11 protein-coding genes are annotated in these 13561 nt (G+C 65.2%); 5 read left to right on the top strand and 6 right to left on the bottom strand.

What is annotated here, in order from left to right:
• Positions 1 to 32: 32 nt before the first annotated feature.
• Positions 33 to 893 (top strand): methyltransferase domain-containing protein, encoded by an 861-nt coding sequence (locus tag A0U87_RS15500; protein ID WP_048938290.1) that lies wholly within the window; start codon positions 33 to 35, stop codon positions 891 to 893.
• Between the two features lie 3 nt (positions 894 to 896).
• Here the strand turns inward: A0U87_RS15500 and A0U87_RS15495 are convergent, their stop codons facing one another.
• Together A0U87_RS15495 and A0U87_RS15490 are read right to left on the bottom strand one after the other, a co-directional pair.
• Positions 897 to 2474, bottom strand: a complete 1578-nt coding sequence (locus A0U87_RS15495) for an EAL domain-containing protein (RefSeq protein ID WP_122928226.1) — start codon at positions 2472 to 2474, stop codon at positions 897 to 899.
• A gap of 129 nt (positions 2475 to 2603) precedes the next feature.
• A complete protein-coding gene (locus tag A0U87_RS15490; protein WP_048938288.1) occupies positions 2604 to 3533 on the bottom strand; it encodes an AEC family transporter in 930 nt (309 codons plus the stop codon).
• A gap of 96 nt (positions 3534 to 3629) precedes the next feature.
• On the opposite strand from A0U87_RS15490, the gene A0U87_RS15485 reads away from it, so the two are divergent.
• Positions 3630 to 4505, top strand: coding sequence for a LysR substrate-binding domain-containing protein (locus A0U87_RS15485; protein ID WP_048938287.1), 876 nt, complete (start codon positions 3630 to 3632; stop codon positions 4503 to 4505).
• 185 nt (positions 4506 to 4690) lie between these two features.
• On the opposite strand, the gene A0U87_RS15480 is transcribed toward A0U87_RS15485, so the two are convergent.
• Both A0U87_RS15480 and A0U87_RS15475 read right to left on the bottom strand, forming a co-directional pair.
• Positions 4691 to 6472: a diguanylate cyclase gene (locus A0U87_RS15480; RefSeq protein ID WP_048938286.1), complete on the bottom strand. Its 1782-nt coding sequence runs from the start codon at positions 6470 to 6472 to the stop codon at positions 4691 to 4693.
• A gap of 166 nt (positions 6473 to 6638) precedes the next feature.
• On the bottom strand, positions 6639 to 7517 hold the full coding sequence (locus A0U87_RS15475) for a metallophosphoesterase (protein ID WP_048938285.1): 879 nt from the start codon (positions 7515 to 7517) through the stop codon (positions 6639 to 6641).
• A gap of 69 nt (positions 7518 to 7586) precedes the next feature.
• Between A0U87_RS15475 and A0U87_RS15470 the strand changes: the two genes are divergently transcribed.
• Entirely contained in the window at positions 7587 to 8480 is an 894-nt protein-coding gene (locus A0U87_RS15470) for a YegS/Rv2252/BmrU family lipid kinase (RefSeq protein WP_137405675.1), read from the top strand.
• Positions 8481 to 8728: 248 nt separating this feature from the next.
• Here A0U87_RS15470 and A0U87_RS15465 read toward each other — a convergent pair whose 3' ends face one another.
• Positions 8729 to 9694: an acylglycerol kinase family protein gene (locus A0U87_RS15465; RefSeq protein ID WP_010337966.1), complete on the bottom strand. Its 966-nt coding sequence runs from the start codon at positions 9692 to 9694 to the stop codon at positions 8729 to 8731.
• Positions 9695 to 9701: 7 nt separating this feature from the next.
• Complete coding sequence (locus tag A0U87_RS15460; RefSeq protein ID WP_010337967.1) at positions 9702 to 10196, bottom strand: DUF2141 domain-containing protein; 495 nt, start codon at positions 10194 to 10196, stop codon at positions 9702 to 9704.
• 137 nt (positions 10197 to 10333) lie between these two features.
• Here A0U87_RS15460 and lptF point away from each other — a divergent pair, with 137 nt between their 5' ends.
• Entirely contained in the window at positions 10334 to 11545 is a 1212-nt protein-coding gene (lptF, locus tag A0U87_RS15455; RefSeq protein ID WP_004211025.1) for an LPS export ABC transporter permease LptF, read from the top strand.
• Positions 11546 to 11549: 4 nt separating this feature from the next.
• Positions 11550 to 12650 carry an LPS export ABC transporter permease LptG gene (lptG, locus tag A0U87_RS15450; protein ID WP_004211023.1) on the top strand — a complete coding sequence of 367 codons (1101 nt, stop codon included), beginning with the start codon at positions 11550 to 11552 and terminating at the stop codon, positions 12648 to 12650.
• Positions 12651 to 13561: the final 911 nt, after the last annotated feature.

The raw sequence follows: 13561 nt of genomic DNA, 5'->3' as shown, positions 1-13561 counted from the left end.
CCCCGCTTCGTCCCCGATGCACAAGGCCCGCCATGACTGCCCCCGAAACCCGCCCCGACATTTTCGACCGCGCTCTGCGCGCCCGCCACCGCGACCGGATGCTCGGCACCTTTGCCGATCATGACTTCCTCCACCGCGCGATGCTGGACGAACTGCTCGAACGGCTGGCCGATGTGCAGCGCGACCTGCCCGAAGTGTTGCTGGTCGGCTGCCCGGACGGCAGCGCGAAGGCCGCGCTCGAAGCCATGGGCAAGCGCGTCGCCTGCGCCGATCCCGGCTTTCTCGCCGCGCAGCGGGCCGGCGGCGTGCAGGCGGACGAGGATGCCCTGCCCTTTGCCGACAATAGTTTCGACCTGGTCATCGCCTGCGGCACACTCGACAGCGTCAATGATCTGCCCGGCGCGCTGATCCTGATGCGCCGCGTGCTGCGGCCCGACGGGCTGATGCTCGCCGCCTTTGCCGGCGCAGGCAGCCTGCCGCGCCTCAAGTCCGCCCTGCTCGCGGCCGAAGGCGACCGCCCCGGTCAGCATGTCCATCCCCAGGTCGATGTCCGCTCGGCCGGCGACCTGCTCAGCCGCGCCGGCTTCGCCATGCCGGTGGCCGATGGCGAGACGCTCAATATCCGCTATGGCGACGTGGTCCGGCTGATGCACGATCTGCGCGGCATGGGCGCGGGCAATGCGCTCGCCACCCGCCCGCCAACCCTGTCGCGCGACGTACTGATGCGCGCCGCCGCCCATTTCGCCGATGCCGCCGATCCCGACGGCCGCACCGCCGAACAGATGGCGCTGATCTATCTCTCCGGCTGGAAACCCGACGCCAGCCAGGCCGCTCCCGCCCGCCGCGGCAGCGCCACCGTCTCGCTGGCCGCCGCCTTGAAGGGCAAGGACTGATCCTCAGGCCGCGACGCTCAGGAAGCGGGATCGCTTGCCCCGATTATAGTCGCGGTAGAAGGCCATGAACTCGTCCGCCGGCAACGCCTTGGCATAATACCAGCCCTGCGCGAACTGGACGCCGGCCTTGCGGACATAGGCATCCTGTTCGCGGGTCTCCACCCCTTCTGCGATCAGGTTCAGCTTCAGCGCCCGCCCCATCCCGATGATATGGGGCGTGACCACGCTGGCCGCCGCATCCCGGCCGATCGCATCGATGAAGCATTTGTCGATCTTGAGCGCGTCGAGCGGCAATGTCTCCAGCAGCGACAGGCTGGAATAGCCGGTGCCGAAATCGTCGATCGCCATCAGATGCCCGGCATCGCGCGCGCGGGCGATGGTCGCGCGGGCCGTGTCCGGGTTGATCAGGCTGCGCTCGGTCACCTCCAGCCAGATCTGGCCCGGCGCGATGCCGGCCTTGGCTATCTCGCGCTCCAGCACGTCCAGGAAGCGGCCGCTTTCCAGGTCGCGCGCGGAAATGTTGATCGCCACATGCACCTGCTGTTCGGCCAGCAGCATGGCGTGCAGGTCCGCCACCACCTGCTCGATCACATGGTCGGTAATGTCCAGGATCAGCCCGCTCTGCTCGGCCAGCGGGATGAACAGGTCGGGCGCTATCCACCGGCCATCGGGCCGCCGCCACCGCACCAGCGCCTCGGCGCCCACGCAATAGCCAGTCGCCAGCTCGATCAGCGGCTGATAATGAACCTGGAACTCGCGCTTGCGGATGGCCAGCTTCAGTTCCTTTTCCGGCGACAGGCGCTGGCGTGACACCCACAGGATCAGCAGCATCAGGATCGCGGACGCCACCAGCCCGATCGGCAATAACAGGCGCATCTCGCTGCCCAGCTTCGCATCGATGGCGCTGCGGTCGGCAATGGCAAAGGCGGTCAGGTCGCCGCGCTGCACCGACGCATAGATGTCCGTCTCGTCCATCCCGGTCATCGCCTGCCGGCTCAATTGTCCCACCAGCCCGTCATTGGCCCGCCCGGTAATGGCGATCAGTGTCCCCTGCCGCGTCGCGATGCCCAGGATCATGTGGCTGTCGGACAAGACATCGACCAGCCGCTGCGGCAGGATCAGCACATTATGGTCACGATAGCCCAGCACCATCACCTCGCGGGCATGGCTGATGCGCGGCTTCACATGCAGATGCAGCGCATAACCGCCCGCCAGCGTCGCCGAAGGCGTCCCGCGCCCGATGACGACATCCGCCGGCACCTTGCCCCAACCGGTGCAGGCCAGCCGATCGCCATCATAATGGCCTACTTCCTCCACTGCCCCGCTGTCGATCGCCAACTGGCGCATCCGCTCGATATGGCCGACGGAACAATCGCCCTTGCCGACCTGCGCCAGCACATCCTTGGCGTCGGTCAGCACCTGTTCGGCGCGCAGCAGCGTCCAGTTGGCATATTCCTGCATATGCGCGCGCTCGGCGGCGATCGCCCGCTCGCGCGAAAAATGGACGGTCAGTGCCAGTGGAATGACGATCGCCAATATCGCCAATATCAGGGCCAGAAAGATAATGATCCGTCGCCGCAAGTCCGGCCCCCATCTTCATTCGCCATCGGAGCAGCAAAACCTGCGCCCTCAGCAGAGCAAAGACGAGTATTTATTTTGTTAACGGCCTGTCCTTGCGCGTGAAAGCCCAACGCCCTGTCGCCCTAATGCTCAGCGCAGGCTCAGATAGAGGGTAATGGTCACCAGCGAGGCGATGGTGGAGACCAGCACCACCCGCGCGGTAATACCCGCTTCCCGGCCATAGAATTCGGCGACCATGAACGGACCGGTGCCGGTCGGCAGCGCCGCCATCAGCACCGCCGTCGCCGCCAGCGCCGGCGGCAGGCGGAAGACCAGCGCCAGCGCCCCGGTCAGCAGCGGCTGCGCCAGCAATTTCATGCCGACCAGAAACCCCACCGCACCCGCCGGCGGCGGGGCGCCCTCCCGCTTCTCGGCAATGAACAGCCCCAGCGCGACCAGCGCACAGGGCGACGCCGCACCGCCCAGCAGCGACAGGAACTTGTCCAGCGGCGCCGGCAGCGGAATGGCAAAGGCCAGGAACAGCCCACCGACCAGCGGCGCGACCAGCAGCGGATTGGTCGCCAGCGACCGTGCGACCTTGGCCATCATGTGCCCCGGCCGCCGCTCGCTCTGCATCCCGATCTCGATCAGGATCAGCGCCACCGCAAACAGCAGGCAGACGGTCATGATCGTCGCCACCAAAGTCGGCGCCAGCGATGCCGGCCCCAATATCGTCGCCGCCAGCGGAAAGCCGATGAAGCCGGTATTGGCATAGCCTGAATTCAGCCCATCGACCGTCGCATCCGCCAGATGCCGCCCTTCGCGTCGCCGCAGCAATAGCGTCGCGGCAAAGCTCAGCCCCGCGCCGATGCCGAAGACGGCGATGAAGCCGGGCTGCCAGATGTCGCTCCACCGCGCCTTGGCAACGATGTCGAACAGCAGCGCCGGCAGCGCCAGCCACACCACGAAGCGATTGATCTCGCCGGTCGCATGCGGCCCCAGCACGCCACTCCTGCGGGCGATCCATCCCGCCCCGATCAGCGCGAAGATGGGCAGGACGATCAGCATTACGGACAACATCGGAGGACTTTCGGGACAGCGGAAACAGCGCTCGCCTACGCCGCCGGATCGATGCATACCAATGCCATTGCATGGAATGATTGATACCGTTTCCGTATGATTGATATTCGCCAGCTCCGCTATTTCGTCGCCGTCGCCGAAACGCTGCATTTTGGCCGCGCGGCCGAACGGCTGCACGTCACCCAGCCGCCGCTCAGCCGCCAGGTGGCTGCACTGGAACAGGAACTGGGCGTCCGCCTGATCGAGCGCCATTCGCGCAGCGCCGTGCTGACCCCGGCCGGCGCCCGCTTCCTGGAGGATGCGCGACAGATCATCGCCGCGCTCGACCGCGCCTGTCGCGATGCCCGCGCCTGGCAGTCCGGCGACCGTGGCGAACTGACGATCGGCTTCATGATGCATGCCGCCTATAGCAGCGTGCCCCTGCTCACCCGCCGCTTCGCCACCGCCCATCCCGACGTGACGTTGCACCTGCGCGAAACACTGCCGATGATGCTGGCCGACGGCGTGATGGAGGGGCGCTTTGACGCCGCCATCGGCTTCGATCCCGGCCCCCGGCGCGGCCTCGTCACCAGCCCGCTCTATCGCGAGCCGCTCGCCGCCGTCGTCCCGTCGGACCATCATCTGGCCAGTGCCAGCGCCCTCACCCCCGACCAGTTGGCCGGCGAACGCTTCATCCTCTCGCCCGCGGATGTGACGCCCACGCTGCGCCGCGCGATCCTGGGCTGGCTGGCCGCGCCACCCGCCATATTGCTCGAAACCCAGTTGCAGCAGACGATCGTCAGCCTGGTCGGCGAAGGGCTGGGCGTCGCGATCGTACCGGAATCGCTGCGACGGCTCGCCATGACCAGCGTGCGCTTCGTGCCGCTGGTCGACGCGCCGATGGTCGAACAGTTGCTGATGGTCCGCCCCGACGCCCGCAATCCGGCGCTCACCCATCTGCGCGCGATCGCCGACAGCCTCCAGCCCGCATGAAACGGTCCGCTGTCCTACAGCGCGCCGAACTGCCATGATCGCGCCCGGCTCTTTCTCAACTCAGGCAAGCTGGACGACGCAAGGAAATTTCCAACCATCGGCATAAAATGTCGAAATGTGCGGGAAATATGCGAAGTTAAGCGGCGACTTTCCTATTTTCCGCCGCCCCTTTCAGGCCACTTTGGTCAGGCTGACAGCGCTTCCGCCCGCGCGTCCAGCACCACCCGGTTTCGCCCCTCGCGCTTGGCGCGATAGAGCGCGGCATCGGCCGCCTTGATCAGTGTCGAGCCGTCGCGCTCCATGCTCTCTTCCCAGGTGGCGACGCCGAAGGACATGGTCGTCGACCCCAGCGTGCGCCCACCCTGGTTGACCATCAGCTCGCTGATCGCCTGGCGGACGATCTCCACCCGGTCGGCCAGCACCACGGCCGACGTGCCCGGCGCGATGATGGTGAACTCCTCGCCGCCAAAGCGGCAGACGACATCGCCGTCGCGGAAGCGGCTGCGCATTTCGGTCGCGACCGCCTGCAACACCGCGTCGCCCGCCTCATGGCCGAACTCGTCATTGAAGCGCTTGAAATGGTCGACGTCGCACATCACCAGGCTCAGCGGGCTACCGGTGCGCGTCGCCCGCGCAATCTCCAGCGCCAGCGTCTCTTCCATGTAGCGGCGGTTGAACAGGCTGGTCAGCGGATCACGGATCGTCTGTTCGCGCAGGCCGCGCTGCAGACGATGGTTGACCAGGGCCGACGCGATATTCTCGGTCAGCACGGTCAGGCGGAACCGGTTCTCGGCCCCCACCACGCCGCGCAGATACAGCACGCCGATCACCTCGCCGCCGGCCAGCAGCGGCTCGCAATGATAATGGTCCGCCTCGGCCCCGACATGGGCGCAGACGATGTCCGATCCCTGCTCGGTCACATAATGGCTCTGCCCGCGCCGCAGCGCCCAGCACTGGTCGGGCGCAAAGCCCGCCTGCTCGACCTCCAGCCCGCCCCAGGCCGCGATCGGCACCAGCAGGTTACGGGAATTATTATGGGCATAGAGGGCGCCGGGAATATCGGGCAGCACGCGTGGCACGAACACCCGGATGATCGACGCCAGTTCCTCGTCGGTGCGGGCCGCCTGCATCCGGTGGGCCATGCCGCCCAGCAGTTCGATCACCTCGCCCCGTTCGCGCAACACCTGCGCATTGGCGCTCAGTTCCTGGTTGGCGACCTTCAGCCGCCCCTCGCTGTCCACCTGGTCGGCGACCGCAGCCTCCAGTTCGCGCGCCATTTCATTATAGCCGCCGGCCAGCCGCTCGAACTCGCTCGACCGCATCTCGACATCGATGCGCGCACTGCGGTCGCCCGCGCCCAGCTTGCCCATCACCGTCATCATCGCATCGACCGGACGGCGGATGCCGCGGATCAGCGCCACGCCCATGATGACGATTATCGCCACCGTCAGCGGCGTGCCCAGCAGCACCAGCCAGCGAATATAGTTGAGCCGCCGTTCCACCGCGCCCATGCGATCGACCGACAGCGCGCGCTCCTCGGCCAGCAGATCGCCGACCCGCGCTTCTACCATCAGCATCAGATAGCGCCCCCGCCCGGTCGCGGTCGATGCCTGCGCCCCGGCAAAGTCGCCCGCGCGGGTCATGGCCGCCGACTTCTCCAGGCTCGCGGCCCGTTCCGTCACCAGCGCACGCACCTGCTGCGCCCGTTCATTCTGCGGCGGATTGTCGGCCGTCAGCCTGACCAGCGCGGCCGCATCATGCTTGGCGGCGGCGATCTCGGCCGCGACGGTCTCGGCAAATTCGGGATTGCGGGTCAGCACATAGCCGCGCTGTCCCGACTCCGCTTCCTGCAGATGACCCAGCGTCCGGTTTGCGGTCTTGAGCACCTGCGAGGAATGAGTCACCCAGCCCAGGCTACCGCGCATCTGCGCCGACCCGTCGAGCAACAACCCGGCGAGCAGCACCATAACCACGCACAATATGCCGCACAGCACCACAATCCGATGGGACAATGATCCGACCAACTGACACTCCCTGGGTCCGCAAGCCCATCGCCTTTGGTCAATCGCTTCGCCGATGCAACATGAATCATTGTTTTTTAGGGAGAATTGCGACCGATCGAAGACTCCTGCCTCAGCCTGTCCCTTGTAGCACAGCCAGGCTGCCAACCGTCGGCGGATCGATAACATCCCGTCCCGTCCATGCGTCGCCTTCCCGCACATAATCGACATGGCTGGCCCGACGAAACGCGTTGCCGTCCCAGACGATCACCTGCAGTTCAATCGCATTGCTGCGCCGGACATGCAGCCAGTTGAAGCTTTGCGGCTCGGCATTGCGCAGCCGGGTCGATGTCGCCGTCCCCGCCTGGATGACCAGGGCCCCGCCGCTATGCGCCACCATCTTCTGCGCGGCCTCCGCATAGGTGCGGTGGAAATGCCCGGCCAGCGCAACATGCACCCCCGCCTCGCACGCCGCCTGCACCGCATCCTCATGCCGCCCCACCGCCTCGCTCAATTCTCCACCGCGGCCGATCGGCATGGCGAACAGCGGATGATGGGTCACCAGGATGCGGGTCTTGGCCTGCGCGACCTGCGCGAAACTCTCGCGCAGCCGGTCCATCTGGTCATGGTTGATCCGCCCGTCCTTGATCGTCAGCGACCGGGCGGTGTTGAGGCCCAGTATCGCGACCTCGTCATCCTCGTAAAAGGGACAGAGGTCGCGGCTGATATAGCGTTTGTAGCGCGCCAGCGGCCGGGCGAAGCGTCGCACCACGTCGAACAGCGGCACGTCATGATTGCCGGGGATCACCAGGATCTTCAGCCCCGCAGCGCGCAGGCGACCCAGCCAGGCCGCCGCCGCCCTGAACTGCTCCACCCGCGCCCGCTGGGTCAAGTCGCCGCTGATGACGACCAGGTCGGGCCGGCGTTCCTCCAGCCAGGCGGTGGCGGCGTCGACGATGCGCGGATCATGCGCGCCGAAATGAATGTCGGACAGATGGGCGATACGGGCCATGCCTCCCCAACGAATCCATCGCTATTCGTTTCCGATGGACCCGAAATCGCCGCACGGTGTTATTGCGGCATGGAAACGAAAACGCTCCCCCGGCAGGCGATCCTGGCCGTCAACGCCCATAGCCGACGCGGCCAGGACAATTTCAATCAGGCAAGGGAAAAGCTCGAAGCCGCCGGCGTCGAGCTGATCGCTGCCCATGCGGTCGATGACCCCGAACAGATGGCCGCAACCGTCCGCCAGGCGGTGGAAAGCGGCGCGCCGATGGTCATCGTCGGCGGCGGCGATGGCTCCATGTCGGGCACGGTCGACGAACTGGTCGGCAAGGATTGCGTCTTCGGCGTGCTGCCGCTCGGCACCGCCAACAGCTTCGCCCGCACATTGGGCCTGCCGCTCGACCTCGATGGCGCGGTCCGCGCCATCGCCACCGGCCAGCGCCGCCGCGTGGACCTCGGCATGATCGATCGCGACTATTTCGTGAATGCCGCCTCATTGGGCCTGTCGCCGATGATCGGCCAGACCGTGCCGCACAAGCTCAAACGCTATCTCGGCCGCATCGGCTATCTCATCTGGGCGGTCAAATGCTCGGTCGGCTTCCGCGCCTTCCGCCTGACCATCGACGATGGCGTGAAGGAACGGCGCCTGTGGTCGACAGAAGTGCGTATCCTCAACGGCCCCTATCACGGCGGGGTCGAGCTATCGGACCATGCTGCCGTCGATACCGGCGAGATCGTGATCCAGGCCGTCGTCGGCCGCTCCAAGCCGCGCCTCGCCTGGGACTGGTATGCCAAATTCGTGAAGCTGCGCGACCGCAATGCCCATACGGAGGAATTTCACGGCCGCCAGTTCAAGCTCGCCTGCCACCCGCCACAGAAGATATCGATCGACGGCGAAGTTCTGGCAAAAACCCCGGTCACGGTAAAGATCGCGCCGGGCGCGGTCGATGTAGCGGTGCCACGCGACTAGGTGGCGAGGACAAGTCTAAATTGTCGTGAAACGATCAGGAGCGGACGTTCCTCCCCGGAACGGGGAGGTGGCAGCGCGAAGCGCTGACGGAGGGGCAGGTGCCTCTTAGCGCTGCGCTATCCGGCCTGTGCCCCTCCACCACTCGCTACGCGAGCGGTCCCCCTCCCCGTGCCGGGGAGGAATGTCTTGTGCCCACCCATCTCAACCATTCAGCGGGCGCCGAAACAGCCCCCGCCGCTCGGCCGATCTCAGGCGGCCAGGCGCAGGAAGGGCACCGGTTCGGTCGAGCGCAGCAGGATCGGCTTGCCTTCCGACGCGCGGAAGATTTCGCCGTCCAGGATCACGCTGCTCTGCGCACCCTCGATGCGGATCGTGTCGCCCTGCTCCAGATGGATTCCCTGCATCTGCTGCTTGCCCATCCGGCGGAAGACGCTGGCCCACACCAGGCGCAGCAGCGCCGACACGCTCTGGTCGACCGCCATCAGCTTCATGTTGCCACGGCGGCTGTCACCCGGATCGACGCCCAGCAGCAGCCGCTCCAGCGTGGTCACGATCAGGACCGAGAAGCGCCCCGCCAACTGCCCCTCGCGCATCAGCGAGATGCTGACCGGGTGGCTGGATTGTGGCAGGAATCGGGCACGAATGCCGAACACCAGCGACGCCAGCACGGCGAGCGCGGTCAGGAAATGGCTGAACCCGTTAGACAGGCCCAGCGGATAGATCTTGTCCCGGCAATAGAGGATATAGTCGGCCAGGCCCGCACCGCCCAGGAACATGCCCAGCACCGGACGGGTCGTCTGCCCGTCGGTCAGCGCGATCAGCTCGCGCTGCACGACATGGTCGCCCAGCCCCGACTTGGCGATCTCGACAATGCGCTCCAGCGCCTTGATCGGGTCGCCATGGATGCCCAAGTCCAGCGCGATCAGATTGGTCTTGCCATTGGGCAGCACCGCGATCGGCGGCACCCGACCGCAGAAATGCTCGCCCTGATAGAGTTCGGTCAGCGCCGCCTGCACCGTCCCGTCGCCGCCATTGATGACGATGACGGCCGGATCGACCCGCGCAATCGTCTGCAGCGCGCGGCCGATCTGGTCGACATGCTCGACCTCATAATGGAAGATGTCCGGGTTGTTGGCACAAAAACTGCGCACGCGCGGCAAGGTCTGCCGGTTGCCCGTGGACTTGGGATTGGACAGGAGCGCGACGCGAACCATGACGACCTTACATATATTTGAGGTTGATGGTGATCCGGGTCACGCCCGGTCCAGCATAGAAGGCGGCCTTGTCGACCGACGGCTTGCCCAGATTGAAGATGTTGATCGACGGATTGTTCGAAAAACCGCCGCCATCCCGCGAAATGTCCGTCTTGCCATTGCCGTCCCGGTCGTGCCGCACGGCGATGCCATATTTGCCCGGCTCCGGGATCGGCATGCAGAATCGCATGCCGCCTTCGGACGGGCGGACCACGGTGTCGATCCGGTTCAGCCATTCGCCCTTGGTCAGCCAGCTCGCCTTGGTGGCGTGATAGGACTGCATGCGCACGCGGCCGGTCGCCTCGGCAAAGCCGCGCACATCGACCAGCACCGCCGGCCCCTTGGCCGACGCGGCGCAACGGGACAGATCGTTCGTGATTTCCTGACCATGGGCCAAGGCAGGCGTTGCGGCCAACAGAACCGCCACCGGCATCAGACCCATTGCAACTTTCAACATGACCATCAGACTCCTGGAAGCTATAGCCGCCCGATGTGATCGGACGGCGAGCCCCTGTTCGCCCCGCGACTCTTTTATTAGCTGACTCGCATATGGGCGGGGTTTGCGGCCAAAACATGGTGATGGGACGACGACATAGAGAAATGCTGACTGCCATCGACCGATATCTCGCCCGCCTGATCGCGCTGCCATTGCTTGGCACCCTGGTGATCGCCGCGATGCTGCTGGTGCTCGACAAGATGTTGAGCCTGTTCGATTTTGTCGCGGCCGAAGGCGGCCCCGTCAGCGTCGTGTGGCGCATGCTCGCCAACATGCTGCCCGAATATCTCTCGCTCGGCATTCCGATCGGGCTGATGCTCGGCATCCTGCTCGCCTTCCGCAAGCTTGCCACCTCGTCCGAACTCGACGTGATGCGCGCCGTCGGCCTCTCCTATGGCCGGCTGCTGCGCGTCCCCTACATGTTCGCCTTCGCCCTCGCCCTGCTCAACCTCGGCATTGTCGGCTGGGTCCAGCCCTTGTCCCGCCACGCCTATGAGGCATTGCGCTTCGAACTGCGCTCGGGCGCGCTGGGCGCGTCGATCAAGGTCGGCGAGTTCACCAGCCTGGGCAAGCGCATGACCCTGCGGATCGAACGCAGCCTGGACGAAGGACGCAACCTGCGCGGCATCTTCGTCCGCGCCGTCGGCAAGGATGGCCAGTCGGTCGCGGTCACGGCTGCCCAGGGCGCCTTCCTCGCCACCGACGATCCCGACACCATCATCTTCCGCCTGCGCGACGGCGTGCTGGTGAACGATGCACCCAAATACAAGACACCGCGCATCCTCTCCTTCTCCAGCCACGATCTGCCGATCGACCTGCCGCAGATCGAGAATTTCCGCGGCCGCGACGTCGACCGGGAAAAGACCCTGCCCGAACTCTTCTCGATGGGGCGTGATCCCGCCACGCCGACCAAGCTGCGCAACGAGGTCCGCTCCAACTTCCATTTCCGCATGGTCGAAGTGGTGATGATGATGCTGCTGCCGATGGCCGCGCTCGCCTTCGCGATCCCGCCCAAGCGCTCGACCTCGGCGCTCGGCGTGTTCCTCTCGATCGTCTTCATCGTCACCTATCACAAGATCAACCAATATGGCGAAAGCATCGGCTCGCTGGGCAAGATCGATCCGATCATCGCGCTATGGGGGCCGTTCCTGCTGGCGTCCGGGCTGATCTTCTGGATGTATCATGTCATCGCCCACCGCCCCGGCGGACAGCCGATCGCGGCGCTGGAATATGCCTTCGCCAAGCTCGGCAAGCAGATCGGCCGCCTGCTGCGCTTCGTGACGCGGCGTGGCGAGCCGGCGCAAGGAGCAGCCTGACCCCATGCAGTTCGATTTCTTCCCCTCGCGCCAGGTCAGCTGGTACATGGTGCGGCTGTTCCTGACCCGCACCCTTGCCGTGCTAGCGATGCTGGTGGTCGTGCTGCAGATGCTCGACCTGCTCGGCAATTCGGGCGACATCCTCGCCTATCCGGGCAATGGCGATGCGCAGCTCTGGCATTATGTCGGCCTGCGCGCGCCCCAGATCGTCGCCCGCTTCCTGCCCTTCTCGGTGCTGCTCGGCACCCTCATCATGCTGGCGACGCTCAACCAGAATAGCGAGATCATCGCGATGAAGGCGGCGGGCCTCTCCGCCCAGCAGATCCTCGCCCCGCTGATCGCCGCCGCACTCGGCGTCTCGGTCCTCAGCTACGCCTTCAACGAACGGATCGTCGCCCGCTCGACCGCGATGCTCAGCGCCTGGCAGGCGGTCGACTTCGGCCCGGTGCCCGCGGACAGCGGCATCAAGACCAATCCCTGGGTGCGTGACGGCAATAATCTCGTCACCGCGGCAATCGTCGCGGGCCATGGCCAGGACGTGCAGCTGCGCAAGGTCGAGATCTTCAACCGCATCAACAACAGCCTCACCACCATCATTACCGCGCCCAAGGGCCATTATGACGCCGCCAGCAAGAGCTGGGTGCTGGAAGGCGCGCGCCAGTTCGACGTCGCCCGCGGCACGCTCCAGAATGTCGGCACCGTGCGCTTCGGCAGCGACATCCGTCCCGACCAGTTCACCTTGGCCAAGGTCGATCCCGACGCCCTGACCTTCAGCGAGTTGCAGGCGGCGATCGGCGACCTGCACGATGCCGGGCGGCCGACCGCAGAACTGGAAGGCAGCCTGTGGCACAAGCTGTCCGGGCCGCTCTCGGCCGTGCTGATGCCGATCCTCGGCTCCGTCGCCGCCTTCGGCCTCGCCCGCTCGGGCCAGCTCTTCCTGCGCGCGGTGATGGGCATGGCGCTGGGCTTCGCCTATTTCGTCGCCGACAATTTCTCGCTCGCCATGGGCAATCTGGGCGCCTACCCCCCCATTCTCGCCGCCTGGGCGCCCTTCCTCCTCTTCCTGCTGCTCGGCGAGACGGTGCTGTTCAGAACCGAGGAATAAGCGTGGTTAAGGGCTGGCAAATCCCGTCATGCCAGCGAAGGCTGGCATCTCAGGCATGCGCACGCCACGTCAACGAATAGCGAGACGGCCGGCCTTCCTTCTACCGCCGCCTTGAGTTCACGGAACAAGTGCAACAACTGTTAGAATGTTGCCGCGATGGGAGAAAATCATGGCCACTTCAGCCTTGAAGAGCGGATCGAGATTTACCGGCTGCATGCAGCCGGTAAATCTCGAAAAAGCATAGCGACACGCCCAGGACGGTCAGCGTTCACGATCAGTCACGAACCGCGGCGCAACAGCGCCAAGACAAAGGCGCGGCCTGACGGCTACGAGCCAGTGCGTGCCCATCATCTTGCCGAGCGCCGACGGCGATGAGATTACCGCTTCAAGCTGGGGGAATAGCAGGCCCTCGCTGATATGTTATGAAGCTGACCTATGAGCCAGCGCTGCTGCAATTCAACAACCCATTTTGCGATACCGCCTGAGCAGAAAATCAAGATCGAGCAAAGCCTCTATACCTTCACTGGCATTGACCGACCTAAACCGCACTCAGCATTTGTTGACTATTATCTTGCCGTGCCAGTTTATTGTACACAGTCAGTCGCATTCCGTTATTACCCTTGGTTCGGCGCAGAACACCCCTTACCTGATCCGTCGGATGATCCCATCTGGCGACATAACGCTCATGGGCATTGCCTCGCGGCAGGGCATCGATCCGACCTCTCGGTCTGAATCGCCGTAGCAATGCGTCCACCAATTCTATCACGCTGGCAGCGCATTGATCGATAAGGAAGCGTTGCAGCAACGTCTGCCTTCTAGGCCGGATCGCCATTCAGGATTCACAAACGGCGTGATGTCTGATTCATGTGGCTCCGTGTTGAGGCGCGGAGCGGATGGATGGGGATCAAGCG

Origin of the sequence: Sphingobium sp. MP9-4 (genome assembly GCF_005281675.1) — a bacterium.
Classification (GTDB): domain Bacteria; phylum Pseudomonadota; class Alphaproteobacteria; order Sphingomonadales; family Sphingomonadaceae; genus Sphingobium; species Sphingobium yanoikuyae.
The sequence above is the reverse complement of the archived record's forward strand: the minus strand, read 5'-3'. Positions and strand labels throughout refer to the sequence as shown.

What these genes read in the sequence shown, in the direction of transcription:
- A0U87_RS15500 (WP_048938290.1), top strand. Translation starts at nt 33, where the DNA reads ATGACTGCCCCCGAAACCCGCCCCGACATTTTCGACCGCGCTCTGCGC.
- A0U87_RS15490 (WP_048938288.1), bottom strand. Translation starts at nt 3,533, where the DNA reads ATGTTGTCCGTAATGCTGATCGTCCTGCCCATCTTCGCGCTGATCGGG.
- A0U87_RS15485 (WP_048938287.1), top strand. Translation starts at nt 3,630, where the DNA reads ATGATTGATATTCGCCAGCTCCGCTATTTCGTCGCCGTCGCCGAAACG.
- A0U87_RS15480 (WP_048938286.1), bottom strand. Translation starts at nt 6,472, where the DNA reads ATGGTGCTGCTCGCCGGGTTGTTGCTCGACGGGTCGGCGCAGATGCGC.
- A0U87_RS15475 (WP_048938285.1), bottom strand. Translation starts at nt 7,517, where the DNA reads ATGGCCCGTATCGCCCATCTGTCCGACATTCATTTCGGCGCGCATGAT.
- A0U87_RS15470 (WP_137405675.1), top strand. Translation starts at nt 7,587, where the DNA reads ATGGAAACGAAAACGCTCCCCCGGCAGGCGATCCTGGCCGTCAACGCC.
- A0U87_RS15465 (WP_010337966.1), bottom strand. Translation starts at nt 9,694, where the DNA reads ATGGTTCGCGTCGCGCTCCTGTCCAATCCCAAGTCCACGGGCAACCGG.
- A0U87_RS15460 (WP_010337967.1), bottom strand. Translation starts at nt 10,196, where the DNA reads ATGGTCATGTTGAAAGTTGCAATGGGTCTGATGCCGGTGGCGGTTCTG.
- lptF (WP_004211025.1), top strand. Translation starts at nt 10,334, where the DNA reads ATGCTGACTGCCATCGACCGATATCTCGCCCGCCTGATCGCGCTGCCA.
- lptG (WP_004211023.1), top strand. Translation starts at nt 11,550, where the DNA reads ATGCAGTTCGATTTCTTCCCCTCGCGCCAGGTCAGCTGGTACATGGTG.